The following is a 23,463-nucleotide window of genomic DNA, read 5'->3' on the forward strand; positions in this document are numbered from 1 at the left end:
ATGCGTAAGCTTCGTGATGAGTATGGCCACATTCTTGAAGAGAAGAAAAAAGAGTTTAGGGAGTATGCGGGGATCAATAAAGATATCCATGAGTACCTGATTGCAAAGCGCAATTTGGAAATGTTGTATCGCCAGGATCAAAGCAAAAATGAAAAAGAGGGTCGTGATAAACGTACCCGAAACTCACGGACTGAGTCTGTGTTGTAAGAGCCGCAAAACGCGTTTGTCGGACAAACGCACTGCTTGCCACAACGACCCTCAGCGCCGGCAGGATGAAAAGAAGAAAAATTATCAGGAGGATTAAAGTAATGAAAGTAAGCATTAAAGCAAATAAGCTTGAAGCAAGTTCAAACAATGTAAGAGGTCTTTGTACAGTAACTTTTGGAGATTGCTTCGCAGTAAGAAATATCTCAATCGTAGAAAGCAAGAAGGGTGGTACCTTTGTATCGATGCCAAGTTTCAAGACTAAGACTGTTGATGAAGAAGGAAATCCGATTTTTAAGGATATCGCTTTTCCTGTTACTAAGGAGTTTCGTGAAGAGCTTTTTTCGAAGATTAAGGAAAGTTATGAGTCGGGGGAAGTGGCTGAGCTTGAGTGGTAAGGGATTAAAAGATTGAGCTTATCATAGTCAAATATTATATTTGGTTTGACATGTATCTTCTTTTGATTTATCATATATTGTATAGAACAAATGTTCAGGCAACTATATATAGTTGGGCGGGTGTCGTATTTATTATCTCATCTGAAAGAAAGGAGGGGGTATTTATGAGTAAAAGAATATCAGTTACAAGTGAGTCTTCAACTGGTAGAAATATGACATTTCATGATAACTATACGGGTAGCAATATGAGTCGTATTCAATTTGTTAATTCGATTAAAAGTGGCAAATATGAAAATTATCATATAAGGAATATAAATGGTGTTGATACACCTGTTTCTAATCCTGATAGATCTACCAATAATAATCTTGGTTAATTTGTTTTACGATATTCGCCCAACTCTGTAGTATCTTTTAATAAAGGGGCTGTGAAATTAATCAGCCCCTTGTGATTTTATTAGTATTCAATATCTTTTTGGGGCCAAAATGAAAGTGGACGCGATTGGTTCTTTTTAAGTTTGGCACAACATTTATCAGTGACGGCGCATTCAACGTAATGAAGATATTTTATAAGATTGCGCTTACGTTATTTGGGCAGATGCCCATATTTTTTTGAAAATGTTCCGCAGGACTTCATGTTTTTTTGATGCGCACCCATGCATTTTTTGCTAATTTGTGAAACAAAGAAGTTTGATCCAATCATGTACGATATAATGCCAATGAAATTATTTCTTTGTAGAATTTGCGCAGATAAAATAGGAAAATAAAAATACCGTAATCTCGAAGGGGGCTTATAAATGATTTCTGCTAATCAATACAAATTGACTTGGAGTCATTTTGATGACATAAATCCAGATAAAAGAACAGCTTTTGAAAATCTTTGCCGCTCTTTATTTTGCAGAAAATATGCAGATATATGTGAGGTAGTTCATTCTGATCCAAATCATCCTGGAGTTGAAGTTGCGCCGGTGCATTCTCAGGATGGTAATGAAATGATTAGTTTTCAGGCAAAATATTTCGATGGCAATATAGGATATGACCAGATTAAAGCATCCATGAAAACAGCGATAGAACATTATGGTGGAACACTTGATAAAATCTATCTTTACTGTAATAAGGATGTAACAACTACCACAAAATCATACATCGACATTGAAAAAGCATTAATGGATGCAGGCATAGATTTAGTTCCAATTACTGGGCAAAGCATCTTGTACGGTGCGTTGGAGTTTCCGTCTATACTTGCTTGCTATTTTGGCATAGATAAACTTGAAAAAAGTTGGTTTGAGCTAAATCTAAAAATGGCATTAGATAATTTGGGACGTAGGTATAATGACAAATTTAACATTGATACGGATGCCAAAAGGAAGATGTCACTTTTTCTAAATAATGAAGAAGGTATTTCATTACTAAATAGAAAAAAAGCGGACGTAATAGAAGCGCTAAAAGACATTAAATGGCGTTGTGATGGGAACTATAAAGGAATAATTAATAATCTTATTAATGAGATTGAGAATTTACCCGATGTGCAAATTGGATCAGTTTCAGATGTATTTAAGTGGAAAGAATTATTAGAAGACTCAAACAAAGAAGAGCTAACGGCGTTGACAGAATCAATAGCTGTAATTGAAGGAGCTATAGCCAAAGAAACTCCTGGTTCAGATCGATTTAATGAGTTGAGGAGTGAACTGTATGTCGTTAAGGTCATTTTAAAAAGCATCGAACAATTGACAATAACCAGGTTCGAAAAGAGTTTGCTTTGTAGTCAGACCTTGCTTGTTACGGGAGAGATGGGGACAGGAAAATCTCAGTTATTAGCAATATCAGCAAAGAGTGAGTTGAGTGAAGGGAAAAATGCTTTACTGATGCTTGGCCAAACATTTACATCCGATGAACCGGTTGAAATGCAGATGATGAATGGGCTGGTGAAGATCGATGCTAATGAATCATTTGATGCTTTATTGGGTGTAATGGATGAGATTGCTTATGAACGAAATGAGCATGCAATTATTTTTATTGATGCTATTAACGAATCTCGAGACAAGGACATTTGGGTAGAGGGGTTAAATCGCCTTATAACGATTATTGGGCAGTATAATAACCTCCGTCTGGTTGTGTCGCTACGCAGTGGATTTGAACAGATTCTGTACAGTGACAAAGTTCAGGATGATTTAAAAGCAGGGAGAATAGCATCTATTAAACATATTGGTTTGGAGGATGATTCCCCAGAACCAATTTTTGAGTTTTTGTCAAATTATGGTGTTCCTGCTTCCCCGGAGTTTTATCTTCAGCAGGAGATGTGTAACCCGTTGTTTCTTACATGGTTTTGTCAGACATATACAGGTGAAGAGCATGGATTGATATCTCTGATTACAACCGTTTTGGAACAGGCTGATAAAGAGGCATCTAGAGCTGCTAATCACAAGGAACCATATCGACTATTAAAAGATTTACTGTTCGAATATGTAGACATATCTGGGAAGGGGTCAACTACTAAGAGAAAATTGCTGGGAATGGAAATCTGGCGGTTGTATGGTGTGGCTGATAAAGTGGCTTATATTAACGCAATTGAACGCGCTGGAGTATTGACATCTTATGTAAGAGATGGAGAGGAGCACTACTATATTGGGTATAACTTACTTGAAGACTATATCCGCGCTTCTAGAATTGTTGAAAGACATGTCTCGATAGAATGCCTTAAAGATTATTGCCTAAATGAGTTGTTTAAAATTGATTCTAATGGGAATGTTACCGATTATGGAAATGAATCTATCTTTGCCATGGTCTGTTCTTTGTATGCTATCAAAAACAATGAGGAATGCATAGATATAATCGATGCTATAGAAGATGAGTGGGATAGAGATAGGATAATTGATGATTATTTAAAAACGTTTACTTGGAGAAATCCGCAATATTCATTGACGCAGATTATCGAATTAATAAATAAATATGGTATTGAGAGAGGTGCCGTATGGTCAATTTTTATTGAGTGTGCAACAAAAGAAAACTCAATTTTAAATGCGGATGGTCTTTTTGAGTTATTAAATAGATATTCGTTGAGTAAGCGTGATTACTTATGGACTATAGCTATAAATGAATTGACAGAAAATGACAGAATAATTAGCTTGGCATATTACATAGAATCAGGGAACAAGTTAAGTGGGCTTTCGGATAAATCCGTAGAACTATTATTGGGGCTTTTTGCTTGGATGCTTTCGTCTTCTAATAGGACTTTGCGTGATCGCATTTCAAAAGCGATGATTGAAATTTTGAAGGATCGATTCAGTCTTTGCTCAGTTATTTTGGAGAAGTTTAAAAATGTAGATGATCCATATATAATTCAGCGTTTATATGGAATTGTTTTTGGTGCGGTTATGAAACGTTCACAAACGCTGAAGGAAGAATTTGAACATCTTGCTGTTTTTGTTTATTCCGATGTGTTTGGCAAAGAAAGCGTATATCCAGATATTCTTCTGAGAGATTACGCTCGATTAATTATCGAACGATTCATATATGAAAATCCGGATAGATGCGGCCTTTTTGAAAAAGAAAGAATTGTGCCACCATATTCTTCAGAACCCATACCCAAAGCAGAGATTGTTGACTATGACAATGAAAAATATCATGAAAGTGGCATGTGGAGATTGTTGTATTCAATGAAGTTTGATCTTGATGTCAAAGGAGTAGGAATGTATGGAGATTTTGGAAGATACGTATTCCAATCAGCCCTACATTATTTTGTTGGCGTTGATATAAAAAATGTATACTACTACGCACTAGAATACATAATTAAAGAACTTGGATACACTAACCAGCTATTTGGACAATATGACACAGAGAGAGCTGATTTCGACAGGAACCAGCTTAAAAGGATTGAGCGTATTGGAAAGAAATATGAATGGATAGCAATGTACAATATTCTAGCGCGTTTATCCGATCAGTTGAAAGTAACTAATGGAAACTGGAATGATGAAACTGGGAAAGATTATTCGGGGCCTTGGAATCCATATGTAAGAGATTTTGATCCTACATTAAATTCTAGGATAAAACCAGATAGAAGTACTTTTCCTGTATTTGAGGAAGCAATACTGAATGAGGGGCGTTTTATTGATTCTGATTCATCTGATACAGGGATAAATGCCTGGATTCAAGGTGATGATGAAATGTACCAGTCCTTTCCGGATAGATTTATTCGAAAAGATCGAGATGGAGTGGAATGGGTTTCAATATATTTATATCAGGAACTAAAGAAAGAAGTACCTGGAGCAGAAACTTTTGCTTTATCGTTGCCACATGGAGAACAACATATTTGGGCCATATCCGCAATGCATATTGCAGATGCTTCCCAGGGTGTATCAATAGAGTTGTTGCAAACATCGGGTTATCTAAGAAAGCATTCTGGAATGAATACTACCAGGGACTGTTATACATTATTTTCAAGAGAGTATGCTTGGAGTCCTGGGTATAATAGTGAGTTCTTGGAAGATGATTATGACTTTGGCGAATGCGAAGTCAAAGCAATTCCTGCGACAATTGATGATATGTGGGAGGGGCAGTATGATGCTTCCCAAGATGAGACAACATCATATTACATCCCTACTGGAGATATTATTTCGGCGCTTGGTCTTTATCAGAAATCAGTGGATGGTGCTTTCTTTTATAATGGCCAGCTTGCTGCGTTTGACACCAGAATTATTGGTGATAAACACGGCGAACTCCTAATTAGAAAGGATCTCCTAGAGTTATATATAGTGGATAGAGGAGTCAGTGTGTTTTGGGATGTTGTTGGGGAGAAACAGTTCTTTTTAGGAAGAGATGGGGGACAAATGTGGCAACGGAGAGAAGGTTATTTTATTTACGATGTAGATAAGATTGAGGGAACAATAGAGATTGTTCCTAATATTTGAACTGAAGGAGGCAGAAATATATGTCATGAGGAACAAATCAGAAATTCAAATTCACATACCTGATGAGAGTGATGCTGGAGAAAACCGATGATGATTATGCTCTTACCATGTCACAGATTATGGATGAGCTAGAGAAGTATGATGTGACTGCTGAACGAAAGAGTATCTATGCGGACTTTGCGGATATGACAGAGAAGTTCGGGATTGAGATTATCAAAGAGTAGATCGGTCGTGAAACGTATTATCATGTCGGTAGCCGTGAGTTTGAATTGGCTGAGGTGAAGCTTCTCGTAGATGCAATCCAATCTTCAAAGTTCATCACTCAGACAAAGTCCAGAGAACTGATTGGTAAGATTAAGGGCTTTGTTAGTGAACATCAGGGAAAGACTCTGCAGCGTCAGGTATTCATCGATAATCGTGTAAAGACAATGAATGAGAGTGTATTCTATAACGTGGATGAGGTTTATACAGCCATCAACGAGAATAAGAAGATCCGGTTCAAATACTACAAGTGGGATATCAACAAGAAGCTCGTTGCTCGTCGTAATGGAGAATGGTTTGTGCTCAGCCCTTGGGGACTTACCTGGGTAGACGAGAACTATTACATGATTGCCTATGATGATTGGGACGGCAAAGTGAAGAGTTACCGTGTCGATAAGATGATGCGAATTTCTATCACGGATGAGAAACGAACCGGTCAGAAAGAGTTCAAAGAATATGACATGGCCAACATCTCTAAGGCAACCTTTGGTATGTATGGCGGGCCAAAGAAAAAGGTAAAGATCCAATTTGAAAACAGTATGTGTGGAGTGTTCCTGGATAGATTTGGGAAGGATATTACGTTCCGTCCTGTGGATGAGAATCACAGCGAGTTCTATGTGGATGTAAATGTCAGTCAGCATTTCTTTGGATGGTTATTTGGTATGGGACCGAAGGTGAAACTTGTTGGCCCGGAAGAAGTGGTTGATCAGCTGAAGGAGTATGTGGCTGAATATACGAAGAGTATGAAATAAGGATTAGGGGTGTAGTGAAAGATGCATTTATCATCTATTTTTAAAGAGTACGGTGTAGATATTGAGCAAACAAAATTGGTTCGGCATCCGTTGAACAAAGAGGATGTACGTGATGTTTACAATCGAGGAAGGATTGAGGCATATCAGTCCACGCAGTCAAAGAATTGCTTTGATAATTGCAAATACATTGCAGCATTCATGGGAACAAATAAGACAGAAGCTTTGTTCATTGGTATGTATGAAATTATTGAGTCTGTCGCAGGATCTGAAGTAGCATCTCTAATGCCGGAGGACTATCCATATCCTGAACATTTTGCTGATGATCACATTTATTACAAAATGCAAAAGCTGGATGTTATGAGTGACATGGATAAGAAGCTTGTCATTGATTGGGAACAGGCAACAAGATCATGGTTTCAGTGGGCTAACAATGACAAAGAAGTACTTTCGATTTCAAATCGTAATGAAATAGAGTTCCCAGGATATGAAGAAATGATTCTTTCTTATGCGGATCTTGGAGACATCGTAGATGGAGAAATTAGATATCGCAAGTGGATAGAAGCTTTGAAGAATGTAAATGGTATCTATCTAATCTGCGATACAAAGAGAAACAAGCAATATGTGGGCTCAACCTATAACGATGATGGTATCCTTGGACGATGGACGGAGTATTACAAAACTCACCACGGAGGGGATGTTGATATTAAAGAACATCTTAGAAAATATCCGGATGCTTATTATGACTTTCAGTTTACAATTCTTCGAATCCTTCCGAAGAATGTTGCTGATAAGGAAGCAATCAGAGTAGAGGGTATCTACAAGAATAAACTTTGTACAAGAAATCCTGAGTACGGATTGAATAGAAATTAATAAGAGCTGTCGGTAGAAATGCCGGCACTTTTTTAATGCCCTTTAAATACCTGTGAGCTGGCGTTTTTAACGTACAGGTCGGAATGTATATTGGTGATGTAAGAAGAAAACGTATGGCGGAAGCCTGGAGGTAACATATGATTATCCTTTGTTTTTTAATTTTTCCGTTTGCAGTATTGGCAGAACTTATGAAGATGAACAATCGTGGAGGACGCAGACGATGAGAAGATTTATATATTGGCTTCGAAGAAAATGGAGAATTCAGGAGAAACGATGTGGGCAATGTTGCTTGACTTGTCCGTATTATTTGGAGTGCCAAGGAGAACGAAAATGCGAATAATAATATGCTTAATAAAATGCCTGCACTAGAAAAAATCAAATTCCAAGTATGATTTTTTAAAGATTTGTGATACAATATATCCTGGCATGTTATAGGAACTACAAGCGTGTTTTCAGTAAGCGGAGGATATACTTATGGCAGTCAGCTATAAGAAATTGTGGCACATCTTACTTGATAAGGATATGGATCGTAAGGATTTGGAAAAGCAAGCAGGTGTCAGTCACTATGTAATGACTCAGATGGGGAAAGATAAAGATGTTAGTTCTGAGGCCTTACGTAAAATATGCGCTGTCTTGGATTGCAAGATTGATGACATAATGGAGTATGGCCCAGATAGTGATTGATAATCTAATCCTGTATTTTTTAGAAAGGTAATGCGTCGGATCAGTATAGAGGCTAACTCGGATGTAATGCTGAATATCCGATAGTAAATGCAGCTATGAGAGTCAAGTGGGATCAATATGAGACGGCATTATTGATTGAGACATTTTGGAAAATTGAAGATAATCATGAAAATAAAAATGAGTTGATAAGTGACCTATCTTTGAGACTACGCAACATGGCGATAAAAAAGGGCTTGGAGATTGATGATGTTTATAGAAATGTTAATGGAATAACCATGCAATTATCTCCAATTGCACACGCTTTTTTTCCAAATAGACCTACGCTTACCACATCTTCTATGTTTGAAAAAATGGTTCAGCTGTATAAAGACGACAGAAAAGAATTTGATAATATTCTTTCGACTGCACATGTGATGGCCGGTGACGAAATGAATGATAGAAAGATGCCAAGCAATGAATTTATTACTTGGATACATAATAAAGAAATAAAAAAGTATTCAGCAGAAGAAATTATTGAAACGCTGGATAGCATCTCTGGCTTTTGCGTTCGCCACAATATTATAGATAAGACCATATGGGAACAAGACGATGCAAAAGGCTTTATTACTTCAATGTATAAAATGCTCGCTGATAGATCGTTTAACATTGTTTATAAAGAAGATAAGGCTATAGTACAAAGGGCAATTGCTCTTTATAAGATGTATCTTGAGGATAATACGGTTGATACAGAAAGGACTATTCTGACAGAAAAGTCGGAGGTAGTTGATGTAGAAGTTGACGAACATGCTATAGCTGAACAAGAGGAAATAAAGCAAGTTTTAGAGTTACATTTTCCGTATGGATTTAATTATTTTTCACCCATAGAACTAATGAAGTTTAGAAAAAACTTTTTTAGCGATATAGGGGAAGAATGCATTGATGATGTAGTAGAACTTACAAATTTAATTAAAAATGCAGGAGTGGAGTATTCTGGGAAAATTTATGTAATTAGTAAAGATGCCATTTCTCGTATTAATAAAGTTATCAATCAACAGATCGAATTAGGGGAAACTATTTTTTATTATGAAATGCTTTTCCTGGCAAATGAAGACTGGTTATTTGAAGAACGCATTATCTCGGAAGAAATGTTGAAGGAAATTCTTATGATAGAAGACACAAAGTATCAGTATAAAGCAGGATATTTTGTGACCCGAGAATCACGTTGCACCGAGAAAGAGGCATTATGCAGAGATATTAATTATGTTTGGGCAGAGGCAACTTTAAGAACTTTTGACGAATTAAGTCAGTTATTGCTCTTTGTACCGCTTAACAAAATTAAATATGCTTTGAGTGTTGGGGAAAACTTCGTTTGGAATTCCTTTGAAACATATACTAGAACTGAAAACTTTATTATATCTGATAGTCAGTTAGAAGAAATAGAAAATAAAGCGGCAACTTTGTGTGATGAGAAAGGAAGTGCCTCGTTTGAGGAGATTATTTCAGATGACATAGTAGCAGAGAATTATGAATTATCTGAAACTGCTTTAAATGACCTTGTTTTTTATCGTATAAAAGATCGTTTTTCCAAAAATGGGAAAGCAGTGACGAGAGCTGGTGAAAAAAACGATATTTCTTCTGAAATAGTTAAGTATTGTAGATCCAAAGATGTATGTACTATTGAGGAATTAAATCAGCTGATGATAGATCTTACAGGAACAATAAGATATCCGGTTGTTGTTGAAGCTGCTAACTCTGCAATGGTAAGAGTGGATAGGGATTCTTTTGTTGAAGATAGAAAGGTTTCATTTGACATAGAAAAGATTGATACAGTTTTAGATAAGATGATAATAGGGAATGTAATGGGAATGAAGGAATTCTCTTCATTTGCCACTCTTCCATACTGTGGTTTCCCTTGGAATCTTTTTCTTTTGGAAAGTTATTGCAGGAGATTTAGCAGATTGTTTTACTATGCCTGCGTAACGCCTAATTCTAAAAATGCAGGTGCCATAGTTCGCAAAGAGTGTGAGGTATCTTATCATGAACTGATGGCAGAAGCGGTGGCTCGTTCAAACGTCAATTTGAATGAGAAAGACATTTTTGATTATTTGATTTCTTCAGGACTGATGCTGAAAAAATCATATAACAACATGGATGATTTGATTGTGAAATCAGGTGAAATCCGTGAAGGGAGATTATAATCATGTATTCATATACATACGATGAGAGCACAGGGGGCATATTGCTTAATTCTACACCTACACTTTTTTCAAAAGAGCCAAGACCGGTGTATGCTCAAGAATTAGATATGCTTGGATTTGATAAATATTGGAAATATGAGAAACAGAATGACATTCCATATATGTGGGCAGAGTCAGTAAATTATTTATATAGGGGTAAACACGTAGCTAAATTAAAGGGTGGAGACCTGTATCACGCTCCAGAGATTATTCTTACGACTGATGAAAATGGGAATACTATTGAACCTGAGCCACAAGGTGGCGAGCTTAAGCCTATAGATTTAAAATCTATGATTCTGGCTAACCAGGATTTAATGGATGTGGTAGAGGGCAGTACAGTAAAGAAAATTGTTGCAAGTTATGAAAAATATAAAAACAAGCTGGATATTTTTCATGTGGCTTTTTCAGGCGGAAAAGACAGTGAGGTGCTACTAGATTTAGTTAGAAAAGCACTACCCAAAAAAAGTTTTGTGGTCGTATTTGGCGATACGGGAATGGAGTTCCCTGATACATACAAAACTGTAGATATTATTAAAAAATCATGTGAAGAAAACGAAATACCATTTTATATTTCCAAATCGCACTTTAAGCCATGTGAATCATGGAGATTATTTGGACCTCCTGCGAGAGTGTTACGTTGGTGTTGCAGTGTTCATAAAAGTACTCCGCAAACACTGAAACTTCGTGAAATAACCGGTAAAGATGATTACGTAGGGCTAGACTATGTTGGTGTGCGAAAGCATGAAAGTACAGCAAGAAGCGAATATGAATACGAAAACTTTGGGAAGAAACAGAAAGGACAGTTTAGCTTTAATGCGATATTAGATTGGACATCGGCGGAAGTATGGCTCTATTTATTACGATATAATTTGCCAATTAATGAGGCATATAAAAAAGGAAATTCAAGAGCTGGATGTCTATTCTGTCCAATGGGGGGAAACAAGGGCGACTATGTTCAATATACGTCTTACCGTAAAGAAATAACTCCTTATATAGAAATGATTAAGGAGATGAACCGACGTGATCAAGGAAATGAACAAAAGCTGGATTCATATGTTTCGTGTGGTGGTTGGAATGCCAGAAAGAACGGAAGAGATTTAACAATTAACGAACAACACTATAAAGATGAAATAACAGACGGAAAGTGCGTTATTACTGTCACCAACCCTCGAACGGATTGGAGACAATGGATAAAGACTTTGGGAGATATTCCTTTCACGTATTATTTTGAGGAAGTTGAAAACGGATATAAGGTATCATTCGATGCAAAATTAGCAAAACAAATACCTACCGAGATAAAGAAGTTTAAGCAGGTATTTCATAAGGCAGCACATTGTGTTGGGTGCCGCGTGTGTGAAACAAACTGCCGTTTTGGATGTATTTCATTTAAAAATGGATTAGAGATAACAAATTGTTTGCATTGTGGTCAGTGCCATGAAATAGACGATGGATGCTTAGCATTCCATTCATTAAGAACATCGACAGGAGGGTCAAAAGTGAAAGAAGGAAGTATAAATTCATTTGCTAATCATGCTCCTAAACTGGACTGGATTAGAGACTTCTTTGAACAGGGAAATGATTATTGGGAATTCAATGGACTTGGACCTAATCAGGTTAAGATGTTCCAACATTTTCTGAGGGATGCTGGAATTCTCAATAGCAAAAATGTAACAACTGATTTATTCAGTCTGGGCCAAAAAATTGGTTGGCAAAGTAATGTACTATGGGGATTGATTTTAGCTAACCTGGCGTATAATGCACAATTTACATGGTATATTAACAACCTTGATGTTGGGGTATTTTATGAACGAGAAAAGCTCAGTGAGCTATTAATGGCAGATGGTGTAAGCAAAAATGATGCGACATCCGTTATTAATGCCTATAAAAGGTTTTGTGAAACCCCATTAGGAACAGTTTTGGGATGGGGCAGCACATTAGACAAGGGCCGTCAGATAGATTCTGTGGTTAGGTCAAAGTGTTTTATATCAGATAACATAGTTTTACTGTATTCCCTAGTTAAATTTGCAGAGAAATGTAATGACTATCGAGAGTTCACGTTGGCCTGGTTAATGAATACAGGAATTGAGCGTACTGGCATTAGCCCTACATTAATATACGGTCTTGATTATGAAGAAATGAAATCCGTTTTACTTGGATTGTCCGCAAAATATCCGGATTATATTGATGCTTCATTTACAAATGATTTGGACAAAATAACAATAAAAGATAAAACTTCTATGGATGTGTTGAAGTTGTGTGAGGAGGAATTGTAATGGCTACTGAAGAATTGGGAAAATACCGCCAGTTTTTTGATATTGATGAAAAGTACTTCCCTTGCATTGATGACTCAGCAATTGAAGCAGGCGCTCCTTGGAAAAATACATATCCACATGAAACGTTTATCACGTTATTAAAAAATGTTGAAAGAATGTTGGGCGGTACTACTAAGCGCTCGGTATGGATTCACGGCGCATATGGAACAGGAAAATCACAGTGTGCATATGCCTTAAAGAAAATACTGGAAGTGTCAGAGGATGAAGTGAAAGAATACTGGGATATGTATGAACCTCTGAAAAATAATAATGATTTATTACAGAAGATATTAGGGCATAAAGATAGAAAAATAATAACAGCATATCGTTATGCATCGGGAGGAATTACAACCCCGAGAGACTTGTTTTTTGCAGTTCAGGAGAGCGTTAAGGTTGCAATAGAATCGGATGACAGGATAACATACCGAGGCGAGAATACTTTAAAGGAAAGTGTTATTGCTTGGATAGATGATCCTGCTCATAAAAATTTTTTCAATGAATTACTAAAAAAACCTGAATGGAATTCAGCTTTTTCGCAGAATTCTGCTGATGAAGTTTTGAATGCACTCAGGAAAAATACTGACATCAAGAGTCTGATGGATAATATTTTCAACATGGCTGATAAAGAAGGTATAACAGCGATGTCTCTTGATGCTGATAAGCTTAAGAACTGGATCAAGGATATTATTGCGCATAATGACGCAAAAATAGTGTTGGTTTGGGATGAGTTCAGTGGCTTTTTTAAACAAAATAGAAACTCGTTAGATGAATTTCAGAAGATTGTTGCATTGTGTGAGGAAGTTCCATTCTACTTTATCGTAGTAACACATCAGACGGATTCAATAATTAATAGTGAAGATCAGGCATGGTCTGTTGTTCGCCAGAGGTTCGATTTTTCGCAAATAACCTTACCAGATAATATTGCATTCGATTTGATTGGACATGCTTTCAATGTTAAGCAGGCGGCTAAAGAGACGTGGGATATTTGCGCAAATGATTTAAATGGACGTCTTACGGATTCTAGACGTGAGGTAATGAAGGCTGCAAAGATTACTAATCCCAATGTGATAAAGGATATTATGCCGTTGCACCCAATGGCTGCTCTCGTTCTGAAAAATATTGCATCTTCATTTCAGTCAAATCAGAGAAGTATGTTCGACTTTATAAAAACTTCTGATACAGAGGGAACCCATGCATTTCAGTGGTTTATCGAAAACACAGGCCCGGACGATGATTATCCGCTCTTGACTATTGATATGCTTTGGAATTTCTTTTATGAGAAAGGAAGAGATGACTTAACGTCTGATATCCGGATGATTTTGGATACATTTCCTCAGCAGCAGAATCTACGAGATGACGAAAAAAGAGTATTAAAGACAATTTTGATAATGCAGGCTATAGATAAGCGGTTAGGTGGAACAATTGAACTGTTAAAGCCTACAGAACAGAATATTAGCTATGCTTTTGAGGGAATATCGTCGGGACTAGACGTTACTTGCAAAAATATAGCCAAAGCGCTCAATCAAAATGGCATATTAGTTATGAACCCTATAGGTGATAATAAATATGCATATGGGGCTGCCGTCTTAGCTGGAGATCAGGCTAAAATTGATGAGTACAAAAAAACTGTTAAGCAAACTAGTACTACGGCAAAACTGGTATCTGAAGGAAGGCTTTCTACCGCTTTATCGTTAAGTCCAGCCTTAAAACTTCGCTTTGCGGATAACCTTACGGATGGAACAGTAGTTACGGTTACAACTGCAGACTTTACCAAGATTATAAATGCCATGAAGGATAAGGAAAGTCCTTGGCACATGAATGCGGTATTGGCTCTTGCTAAAGATGATGATGAAGCTGTTTCATTACGAAGAATGATTAAAGAGGCGGCTGAGAAAGACGAATATAAGAATATTCTTTTTATAGACGCCCTTTCAACTCCGTTAGGAGAAGAGGACTTTAACTCATATATTGAATATTCGGCAATGTCGCTTTATTACCAGGGAAATAACAATCAGTCAGCTAAAGAAAATGCTAATAAAGCTGCGCAGGTTCTATCAATTATTTGGAAAAACAGAATTTATAATGGTCCATTTATTATTTACCATGCTGATTGCAAGGAGGGAGAAAAGGTAATCGGAGGACAGGCGGTAGCTAATTCTCTGCAGTCATATGTTATTAGTAAACATAGCTATATTTTCGACTTTTCTCGTGGCTTAACAGAAAATCAGCTTAAGTTGACACAAGCAAAAGCAGCTGCAAAGTGTGGCATTATAAAGAAAACCAACGGAACGGTTGTAAATGCAGAAAAAGCGGTGCTTCAAGCCGTTTGGGACGTTGATGATTATTGGACTAATCCAGCCACCAGTGCTCAAAACATTTCCGAAATAAAAAGATCAGTCGAAAAGCTAGTTAATAATCAATTTTCACTTGATGGTCAGATTTCCATTGGTGAAATTTACGATTATCTTCAGGATAATTATGGATTTGCGCCAAGTAATTTATCTGCGTTTTTAACAGGATTCCTTTTGAAAGAGTATGGTGGAGAACCATATAGATACTGTGATACAAGCGGCAGCCATGAGCCTATGACAGTAGATAAGCTGTCGGAAATGATTGGTAATTATATTAGTAAAAATCCGGATCCAACATATATTGTTAAAATGACTCCGGAAGAGAAGGCTTTCTATGAAACTACAGAGAAGGCCTGGGATATTGCACCTAATTCCTGCTCTTCTGCAATGCAAGCAGCTATGAATGTTAAAAATAGGATGCAATTATTTGGGCTGCCGGTTTGGTCACTAGAAGATGTAGATACGACGGGCGCTTATGATATCGTACAAAAGTATATTGAACTTGTTCAAAAAGAGGGAAGCGAAGCCCATAAAATAGCAATTACAATAGGCGCAGCATCTTTGGTCAAAACTAATTTGGGAGAGCAGTTACATGATTTACTTACTGTTGAAAATTGCCAAAAAGGAATGCGACTGTTCTTAAAGGATTTTGAACATGGGAAATTGCTTGAATTGGCAAATGAGATAGGTGCTAATGATAATCTGCTTAAGGACATTAGCGGTCTGTTTAGCGTACAGTATTCTAGTTTATGGAACGCAGAAACCGGGAAAGAACAGATAAAAACGCTTATAGTAGATTACTCTTTTGTTAAGTGTACAAATGCTATTTTGGGAACAAGTGCTAATTCAAAGAAAGCGGCCTTTGATGAATGGAAAGATAAGCTTAAGTTCGTTATGTGCTCTTGTGAAGGAATTCAGGCATTGTTGCCGACTTTGGAAAAGAGTTTCGAGTTCTTACTAAATATTGTAAAAGATGAAGAGATTCTGCCGGATCATCTAAAGACTTATACAGATGAACTTATAAGCAAACAAGATGAAATAAAAGAGTATTTTGAAAAAGAATCTGATTATTTTAAGAGCATATATGCAGATTATCTGGAAGATCTCGAGGATGAAGATATTCCGAAACTTAAAACTCAAGATTTGATCGGAATCTTTAAGAAGTCTAAAACAGATGCAAATTCTGTTGTAAAAAAAGTTGCAGAAGAATACAGAAAAAGCCAGAAAAAAACACAAATGTTTGAACTTTGGAAAACTAAGACAGGAACAAAGAGTCCTGCTGATTGGTCTGCAAAAAATAGAACACCAATTATGAAAATGGTGGATAAAACGGAATATGATGATGCTAAAAAAGCTTTTGAAACACTTAACCGTGCGACATCAACTGAATCTGAGATTGAAAAGACATTATCATATCTGCAAACAACAGAGTTTTACTCTCGACTTAATGATTCCAAGATGATTGATGATGCATTTGTAAGTCTTCTTGGAAGTTATAAAGCTATACTCACAGACTTGAATAAGGTAAGAGATGCTCTTGAAAAACTGGCAGTGGAACCTTATGAGTGGGATACTCATCCGGAAGTTCAATCGAAAATTCATAGCTTAGCTAATGCTGAGTATAATGCAGGTGGAAGCGACAAAGTCATTGCTAAGATTCAAGATATGGATAACGATGAACTAAAAAAATATTTAATCAAACAAGTTAAAGAAAACATGAAGCTGGGTGTCGAAATAATTAACGGAGGCGAATAATTCTATGTCAATGTCAGCAATAGAGAGTTACTTCAAATCAAATATTTATAAACCTTTTTTCCTAGCAGTTGGTGACAGTGATTATAAAGAAATAAAGTCAAAACTTGTCGAGTTGGGTGAGGTTGAATTTATCTGTATGAGTAAGTTCTGTCGTTCGGAAGATAAAAAACCCGATTTAGACAAATTGAAGGAAACTCTCCGTATGGCTGATATTGATTGTCAGTCTAATAAGCTTGTTATAATTGGATTGGGTGAGTATTTGGCGCTAGAAGGGACAAATAAGGCTTTGGAAGTGATTAGTGAATTAACTTCCTTTAACCTTGGAAGTGCTCATGCAGTATTCCTTCTTCGAGGCATTACACAGCAATTGCAGGTAATATTAAAGGGGGATATAAGATTAAAAGACAGGCAAATTGCGTTTTCAGATAATACAGAGTCGTCGCTAAGCTTTATGTTTTCTTCTATGGAATTGAAGATGTATCCTGTTACAGGGATTGCAGCTGCATTGCATATTGCGGAAGAAGGCAATGAAGAAAAAATATGTGTGAATACTTTGTTAGACTTCCCTAACTCTTTGTATTATGTACAAAAGGTCCAAAACCCGTATGAAGCAATAAAAAAAGTAGATAAAAGCTTTGATATGCCTAAAAGTTACGGAACCGAAGAAAACTGGACGGAATTACTTGATGAGATGCACCAGTACAAGTCTGTTTCTGGAGTTTTTGATGCGCATCATTTTGATGTTTCGCTAGACGATTTTTATCAAAGGATAGCTGGGGCAAGTTATCCGAACTGGCTGTATTATGTATTTTTATTTATTAACAGAGAAAAAGAAAAAAACTCATATTTAAAATATGTTCTGGAAAAAGCAGGTAGTTTTGATGAATTCAAGATTGAAGTGCTTAATGCAATCTCCGATATTCCGCATACAGCCAAAATGTTTGGAGAATACTACGTTTCCAGAAAAAAACTTGTAAACCAATATCCTGAAGCTGACATAGCAGTTTTTGTTTCAAACAACAGATTTAACGCTGAAGAAAGCATTTATAAGTTGACGGATAACACAAGAGTTGAACGCGAGGAAATCATTGCAGATATTGCGCAGCATGGATTGCCTGCAAATTTGGAAGAAATATATCCGGATTTGGCATTGTACTTGAAGGAATACCACTTCAGCGGGGATGCCCTGAATGAACTGCTAACGGACTATTTTCAGAAATATAAGATGCAAAAAGTCCTTAATAAAATAGATCCAGAGTTCTTACAGAAGGTTGATGAGTTGGCTGTTAGCCGTGAATATAATCGACTTAGAACCCGAGATGAACTTGTTACGTCAATCGAGACAAATGGAAGTTATTTATGTTGGATAGATGCACTGGGGGTAGAGTACCTTAGTTTTATTGTCGGATTAGCACAGAAGAGAGGATTGGCTGTATCTGTTAATGTTGGTCGTGCAGATTTGCCGACGCTTACCGTTATTAATAAACATTTCTATGAGGTTTGGCCAGAAGAATCAAAAAGAAAAATAGAAATGTTAGACGATACAAAACATAATGAGAGTGGCGGCTATAAGTATGGACCTAGTAATCAGTATTCAATCCATTTGGCAAAGGAATTGCAGATAATTTCCGATGCTATTGATGAAGCCGCAACAGATCTCGGGCTTAGAAAATATGATCGGTATGTTATAGCTAGCGACCACGGAGCATCAAGATTAGCAGTTTTAAGAAAAAAGGAAGAAAAGTACGATTCTGATACAAAAGGAGAACATTCCGGAAGATGCTGTAAGGCATTTCCAGATTATGACTTGCCTTTTGCAACAGAAGAAAACGGGTATATTGTTCTGGCAGACTATGGAAGATTTAAAGGTAGCCGTGCAGCCAATGTTGAGGTGCATGGTGGTGCTTCTTTAGAAGAAGTGGTGGTTCCTGTTATTACCTTGTCACTCAGAGATTCTAGCATAGTGATAAAAGTCGTTGATACTGTAATAAAGGCAGATTATAAAACTGGTGCAACAATTACACTATTTGTAAATAAATCGATTTCACAGCAGTTGTTTGTGGAGTATAAAGGGAAAAAGTATGCAACTGAATTGATTGATGAGAATCATTATAAAGTTCTTGTGCCTGAAATAAAGAAGGCGGGCACGGTTGAAGCAGATATATATATAGGGGAAGATTTGGTTTCTCATATAACACTCAAGGCTGTTGGAAAGAGTGCTTCAATTAACTCTGATTTTGATGATTTGATATAGACGTGGAGGTATTCTGATGATTGACGATAGGCTTAGAAATTGTTTTGACGAAATGGTCGTTTATAAGGACTTAAAAAAAAGCAATTTCTTTAATGCATTAAGTCTTCCTTCTTTCATGAGAGATTGGATTTTAAAGAAGTTTGAAGATGAAGAGGGGAATTTTGACACCGAGCAGGTAACCGAATTTATAAAAAAATACTTACCCAAAAAGGAAGATTGGAATTCGATAAAGAACCGTGTTGTAATTGAACAGGAAAGAGTTAAATTCTTAGCAAAGGTGTCTGTGGATATAAATATTAAGACAAGCGAAGTATCGTTTGCTTTGCCAGATTTTGGACTGTCTTATAAAGACACAATGATTGAAGATTCCGTATGGCAGGAATGTAAAGAGGATTTAATAGGTCAGCATGAAACATGGGGGATGGTTGAATTGGGGTACCGTGCTCCTGATGATTTTGACTGGTCTTTTGAATATGAGAAAAGAGGAAGTAAATCCAAAGATGGGAAGCAAGGGAAGATAAAACTTGCATCGTTTAAAACATTTTGTCCGTATCATATTGACTTAGACTATTATAAAGAAGCGCGTAACGAGTTTACCGTTGATGAATGGATTGATGTACTGCTTGGTGCAGTTGATTATAATCCTGCAGGATATGAAGGTGATACAGAAAAAAAACTGACAATGCTTACTAGATTATTACCTTTTATCGAAAAGAGATTGAATTTAGTTGAGTTGGCGCCCAAAGGGACCGGTAAATCATATTTATATGGTCGTGTAAGTAGATATGGCTGGTTGTCTAATGGCGGTGTTATGAGTCGTGCTAAGATGTTTTATGATCAAAGCAAACATATGGAAGGTTTGGTAGCAGCAAATGACTTTATAACCTTGGACGAAGTTCAAACTATTTCATTTACAGATGTTGACGAGATGAGGGCAGCGTTAAAGGGATACCTTGAGTCGGGTATCTACACTGTTGGAAATCATGAAGGAACTGCTGATGCTGGGATGATCCTTTGCGGTAATATACGTAAAGAAATTATGGACGCTGATGGTTATAGTAATATGTTTGAGGAGTTGCCTAAAGTCTTCCATGAATCGGCATTAATCGATCGATTTCATGGATTTATTAAGGGATGGAATATTCCGAGGATGAATGATGATTTAAAGGTTTCCGGCTGGGCATTGAATTCAGAGTATTTCTGTTCAATCATGCATGAATTAAGAAATGATATGAGTTACAGGGCTGTAGTTGATGAATTAATCCAGGTTCCAGAGGCTGCAGATACGAGAGATACAGAAGCGGTAAAAAGGATAGCAACTGCCTATCTAAAATTATTATTTCCGAATGTACAGACATCTGGAGATATATCTGTTCGTGATTTTAAACGTTATTGTTTAGATCGGGCAAGAAAGATGAGGGATACAATAAAGTATCAATTGGGAATTCTTGATGTAGAATTTCAAGGGAAGGATATCCCTAACTTTACCGTTTCATCACAATTTGAAGAATAAGGTGGTTTCATATGTCTATTTGTTATGTATGCGGTAAAGATATTTCAAAGAATGAGGTTGGTCTTACAAAAAAACTTATAAATAAAAATGCAAAAGACTTTTACTGTTTAAGCTGTTTGGCGGAGTATTTAGAAGTTACAGAGGAAGAGTTGAAGGATAAAATAGAAGAATTTAAAGATGAAGGCTGTTCTTTATTCCAGTAAGGATAAATATGAAAGAATATATTTATGCGGATAATGCCGCGACAACAAAACTTGATAGTGATGCCTTTGAAGCTATGAAGCAGTATATGTTGGATGATTATGGAAATGCTTCGCAGCCATATTTCTTTGCAAAAAGACCTAAAATGGCTCTTAAAAATGCGCGGATGGAGATCGCTGATTGTATAGGAGCGGAACCAGAAGAAATTTTTTTTACATCCGGTGGTACGGAGAGCGATAACTGGGTGATACGGAAATTTGGGTTTCCAACTGATATAAGACATGTGATAACATCTAATATCGAACATCATGCAGTCTTAAATACGTGTAAAATTGAGAGTAGAGACAATAGATGCGATGTGCGTATGCTGAAAGCTGATCCGCAGGGGATTATTCATCCTGAGGAATTAGAGATTATTCTTTCTGAGAAGAAAGAAGTATATGCATCTAGTGAGACAACTCTTGTTTCCGTAATGTATGCAAATAATGAAATTGGAACGATTGAGCCAATAAAAGAGTTATGTGAAGTAGCTCATAATCATGGGGTAATGTTTCATACAGATGCTGTTCAGGCATTGGGACATATCGAAATAAATGTAAAAGAACTCGGAGTTGATTTTTTATCAGCATCAGCGCACAAATTTAACGGGCCTAAGGGGATAGGGTTTTTGTATCATAAAGGAGGCTTGTTAGATCAGTTCCATTCTGGTGGATCTCAAGAAATGGGGATGCGAGCTGGAACAGAGGATATCGCTTCTATTGTAGGAATGGCGGTTGCACTAAGAAAAAATGTTGAGGCAATATCAGCTAATACCGAGCATTTAAAAAATCTAGAAAATTTGCTTATAAAAGATTTACGTAATGCCAGAGTGGATTTTGTTAGGAATGGGACTAATCAATTACCTGGAAATGTAAGTTTGTCTTTTGCAGATGCAAGTGGAGAAATGCTGCTACATAGATTAGATTTGAAAAAAATCTTTGTATCTACGGGTTCTGCTTGCAATGGTAAGGATACACAGATTTCTCATGTTATTGAAGCTATAGGAGTTCCTCAAAAGTATGCTGAGGGGACAATACGAATATCCCTGGGGAAAGCAAATACTGAAGATGAAGTAAGACAGATAGCTAAAGAGATAGTCGCAATTCTTTCACATTAAGATTTTTTAGAATATTTGACTCATATAAATTTGACTTGCTAATGCTTGTTAAAGCTCCAAACGCTAAAAAGGCCAAAATGCCAAAAACCCAAAATGCAAAATTGACCTGGTATTTTTAATGTACACCTCGCCGTGTAGTATAGAGTCAGAAGCAAGCCAATGCTGATGACTACTACACGACTTGTATGAGCTTATCGAATTTGATGAAGAGATGTTTGATTTCTATGACATGTATTATCTTCTTAAGTTTCCGCACAAGATCAGATTTTTTTACAATGAGCAGGAACTGCAGCTTGAATCGGTGATGGAAGGCGATGAGTGCGTAGTGTGCTTTGGTGACAAGTGGTATCACTCAAGAGATGATTTCTATAAGGATGCTATGGCAGACGGCGTGAAACTTACATCTGTCTATGACGAGCTTTACGGATTTGAGGTGGTTGCTAATGGGTGAGATGATAAGGGGCGAGAATACTTCATATGCGAGATACGAAGAGCTGATCACGAGAAGGGATAATCTTAGGAAGGAGGCTTTTCAGTATCACAGGGCGTATGTCAGGGAATTTGGCGACCTTATTCTGGAGGTGTTCCGTAAAAAGATAGAGTGCATACAGAAAAAGAAGACGATCGAGTATTGCCAGGCGGCGCTAAATCACGGAAAAGTTGTTGACCAGAAGCTGATGCAGGAATATCTGGAAAAGGAAATGGCTGAATTCAAGGCGCAGCTCGATGATATGGTAAAAGAGCATGATTCTTCATTGAAAGACTGGAATATCACGGAGAAGGATGCGCTGGAGATAAAGCGTATTTATCATCGTCTTGTAAAGAAGATTCATCCCGATATCAATCCGTCTGTGGCCGGTTCTGAGGAGCTTATGGATTTATGGAATAGAGTTGTAGTCTGTTACGATTGTAATAATCTTAAGGAACTTAGGGAATTGGAAGTGCTTGTCGCAAAGGCTCTTGAGAATCTTGGCGCCTGTAGCGGTGTTATTGATATTCCGAATCTGGATGAGAAGATAAAGGCGATAGAGGAAGAAATTACGAAGATCACAGAGACAGACCCTTATCAGTATAAATTTCTTTTGACCGATGCGGACGCAGTGGATTCTAAAAAAGAGGAGCTTAAGGAAGAGCTGCAGTCATATGAGAAATACAGCGATCAGCTCGACGATGCTCTTGAAGTGATTCTGGGAAGCGGGGTGAAGATAACATGGCAGATGAAATAGTTGAGAAAAAAGAAAGTGCCGTTGCCGCTATTGAAAGTCATGAGCTCGGCGATATCATAAAACCCCTTATCAGGGAGATTCATCTTTTTGATTCATATATAGCGGGAACTACGCATCTTGAGGACAGTTCGGTTCTGGATACAATCAAGGTTGGGGATGTGCTTACACTGCAACGCGAGGATAATAAGTTCGATAGCAATGCCATCCTTATACTGAATGAGGACAAGAAGAAACTCGGATATGTTCCTGAGAAGGACAATATTGTTTTTGCGCGGCTCATGGACGCCGGTAAGTTCCTCAAGGCCAAGATAACGCAAATCTCGCAGAAAGGGTCGTTTAAGCAGATCGGGGTGGGGATTTATTTGGTGGACTTTTGAAGGCACAAAGATAATTTGGTGAAAGGGAT

18 protein-coding genes are annotated in these 23,463 nt (G+C 37.1%); all 18 read left to right on the plus strand.

Translation table 11 applies throughout. The features are described 5' to 3' along the window. On the plus strand, window positions 1-207 hold a 207-nt coding region (locus G628_RS18945; RefSeq protein WP_034500782.1), incomplete at its 5' end, for a hypothetical protein. Between the two features lie 101 nt (window positions 208-308). After that, window positions 309-602, plus strand: a complete 294-nt coding sequence (locus G628_RS17045) for a SpoVG family protein (protein WP_051199133.1) — start codon at window positions 309-311, stop codon at window positions 600-602. Window positions 603-766: 164 nt separating this feature from the next. Further along, window positions 767-976, plus strand: a complete 210-nt coding sequence (locus G628_RS0109860; RefSeq protein ID WP_027209039.1) for a hypothetical protein — start codon at window positions 767-769, stop codon at window positions 974-976. A 420-nt stretch (window positions 977-1,396) separates the two neighbouring features. Continuing rightward, window positions 1,397-5,506: a hypothetical protein gene (locus G628_RS0109870; RefSeq protein WP_027209040.1), complete on the plus strand. Its 4,110-nt coding sequence runs from the start codon at window positions 1,397-1,399 to the stop codon at window positions 5,504-5,506. A gap of 62 nt (window positions 5,507-5,568) precedes the next feature. Then, window positions 5,569-5,730, plus strand: a complete 162-nt coding sequence (locus G628_RS19315) for a hypothetical protein (RefSeq protein WP_330365471.1) — start codon at window positions 5,569-5,571, stop codon at window positions 5,728-5,730. Beyond that, window positions 5,731-6,519 (plus strand): helix-turn-helix transcriptional regulator, encoded by a 789-nt coding sequence (locus G628_RS17050; protein ID WP_420354242.1) that lies wholly within the window; start codon window positions 5,731-5,733, stop codon window positions 6,517-6,519. Window positions 6,520-6,609: 90 nt separating this feature from the next. Beyond that, entirely contained in the window at window positions 6,610-7,389 is a 780-nt protein-coding gene (locus G628_RS0109880) for a GIY-YIG nuclease family protein (RefSeq protein ID WP_196803746.1), read from the plus strand. Window positions 7,390-7,863: 474 nt separating this feature from the next. Continuing rightward, a complete protein-coding gene (locus tag G628_RS0109885) occupies window positions 7,864-8,073 on the plus strand; it encodes a helix-turn-helix domain-containing protein (RefSeq protein ID WP_027209042.1) in 210 nt (69 codons plus the stop codon). A 95-nt stretch (window positions 8,074-8,168) separates the two neighbouring features. After that, window positions 8,169-10,250 carry a hypothetical protein gene (locus G628_RS0109890; protein ID WP_027209043.1) on the plus strand — a complete coding sequence of 694 codons (2,082 nt, stop codon included), beginning with the start codon at window positions 8,169-8,171 and terminating at the stop codon, window positions 10,248-10,250. Between the two features lie 2 nt (window positions 10,251-10,252). Next, complete coding sequence (locus G628_RS0109895) at window positions 10,253-12,562, plus strand: phosphoadenosine phosphosulfate reductase family protein (RefSeq protein WP_027209044.1); 2,310 nt, start codon at window positions 10,253-10,255, stop codon at window positions 12,560-12,562. Beyond that, window positions 12,562-16,707 (plus strand): hypothetical protein, encoded by a 4,146-nt coding sequence (locus G628_RS0109900; RefSeq protein WP_027209045.1) that lies wholly within the window; start codon window positions 12,562-12,564, stop codon window positions 16,705-16,707. The genes G628_RS0109895 and G628_RS0109900 overlap by 1 nt, the downstream gene beginning before the upstream one ends. 4 nt (window positions 16,708-16,711) lie before the next feature. Then, on the plus strand, window positions 16,712-18,961 hold the full coding sequence (pglZ, locus tag G628_RS0109905; protein ID WP_027209046.1) for a BREX-4 system phosphatase PglZ: 2,250 nt from the start codon (window positions 16,712-16,714) through the stop codon (window positions 18,959-18,961). 16 nt (window positions 18,962-18,977) lie between these two features. Further along, complete coding sequence (gene brxL / locus G628_RS0109910; RefSeq protein ID WP_027209047.1) at window positions 18,978-20,474, plus strand: BREX system Lon protease-like protein BrxL; 1,497 nt, start codon at window positions 18,978-18,980, stop codon at window positions 20,472-20,474. Window positions 20,475-20,485: 11 nt separating this feature from the next. Beyond that, on the plus strand, window positions 20,486-20,677 hold the full coding sequence (locus tag G628_RS0109915) for a hypothetical protein (protein WP_034500788.1): 192 nt from the start codon (window positions 20,486-20,488) through the stop codon (window positions 20,675-20,677). 8 nt (window positions 20,678-20,685) lie between these two features. Continuing rightward, a complete protein-coding gene (locus G628_RS0109920) occupies window positions 20,686-21,831 on the plus strand; it encodes a cysteine desulfurase family protein (protein ID WP_027209049.1) in 1,146 nt (381 codons plus the stop codon). A gap of 181 nt (window positions 21,832-22,012) precedes the next feature. Continuing rightward, window positions 22,013-22,282 carry a hypothetical protein gene (locus G628_RS0109925; protein WP_027209050.1) on the plus strand — a complete coding sequence of 90 codons (270 nt, stop codon included), beginning with the start codon at window positions 22,013-22,015 and terminating at the stop codon, window positions 22,280-22,282. Further along, entirely contained in the window at window positions 22,275-23,057 is a 783-nt protein-coding gene (locus G628_RS0109930; protein WP_027209051.1) for a J domain-containing protein, read from the plus strand. The genes G628_RS0109925 and G628_RS0109930 overlap by 8 nt, the downstream gene beginning before the upstream one ends. Then, the gene (locus G628_RS0109935) at window positions 23,042-23,434 is read left to right on the plus strand and encodes an HIRAN domain-containing protein (RefSeq protein ID WP_027209052.1); all 393 of its coding nucleotides are present in this window, start codon (window positions 23,042-23,044) and stop codon (window positions 23,432-23,434) included. Before G628_RS0109930 ends, G628_RS0109935 begins: the two co-directional genes overlap by 16 nt. The last annotated feature ends 29 nt before the right edge of the window (window positions 23,435-23,463 follow it).

This window comes from Butyrivibrio hungatei NK4A153, from assembly GCF_000424465.1.
GTDB classification, from domain to species: Bacteria; Bacillota; Clostridia; order Lachnospirales; family Lachnospiraceae; genus Butyrivibrio; species Butyrivibrio hungatei_A.

Coding starts and splice junctions, on each gene's coding strand:
- G628_RS0109885 (WP_027209042.1), top strand. CDS start 7,864: ATGGCAGTCAGCTATAAGAAATTGTGGCACATCTTACTTGATAAGGAT.
- G628_RS17045 (WP_051199133.1), top strand. CDS start 309: ATGAAAGTAAGCATTAAAGCAAATAAGCTTGAAGCAAGTTCAAACAAT.
- G628_RS0109920 (WP_027209049.1), top strand. CDS start 20,686: ATGAAAGAATATATTTATGCGGATAATGCCGCGACAACAAAACTTGAT.
- pglZ (WP_027209046.1), top strand. CDS start 16,712: ATGTCAATGTCAGCAATAGAGAGTTACTTCAAATCAAATATTTATAAA.
- G628_RS0109860 (WP_027209039.1), top strand. CDS start 767: ATGAGTAAAAGAATATCAGTTACAAGTGAGTCTTCAACTGGTAGAAAT.
- brxL (WP_027209047.1), top strand. CDS start 18,978: ATGATTGACGATAGGCTTAGAAATTGTTTTGACGAAATGGTCGTTTAT.
- G628_RS0109930 (WP_027209051.1), top strand. CDS start 22,275: ATGGGTGAGATGATAAGGGGCGAGAATACTTCATATGCGAGATACGAA.
- G628_RS0109935 (WP_027209052.1), top strand. CDS start 23,042: ATGGCAGATGAAATAGTTGAGAAAAAAGAAAGTGCCGTTGCCGCTATT.
- G628_RS0109890 (WP_027209043.1), top strand. CDS start 8,169: ATGAGAGTCAAGTGGGATCAATATGAGACGGCATTATTGATTGAGACA.
- G628_RS0109900 (WP_027209045.1), top strand. CDS start 12,562: ATGGCTACTGAAGAATTGGGAAAATACCGCCAGTTTTTTGATATTGAT.
- G628_RS0109895 (WP_027209044.1), top strand. CDS start 10,253: ATGTATTCATATACATACGATGAGAGCACAGGGGGCATATTGCTTAAT.
- G628_RS0109870 (WP_027209040.1), top strand. CDS start 1,397: ATGATTTCTGCTAATCAATACAAATTGACTTGGAGTCATTTTGATGAC.
- G628_RS19315 (WP_330365471.1), top strand. CDS start 5,569: ATGAGAGTGATGCTGGAGAAAACCGATGATGATTATGCTCTTACCATG.
- G628_RS0109915 (WP_034500788.1), top strand. CDS start 20,486: ATGTCTATTTGTTATGTATGCGGTAAAGATATTTCAAAGAATGAGGTT.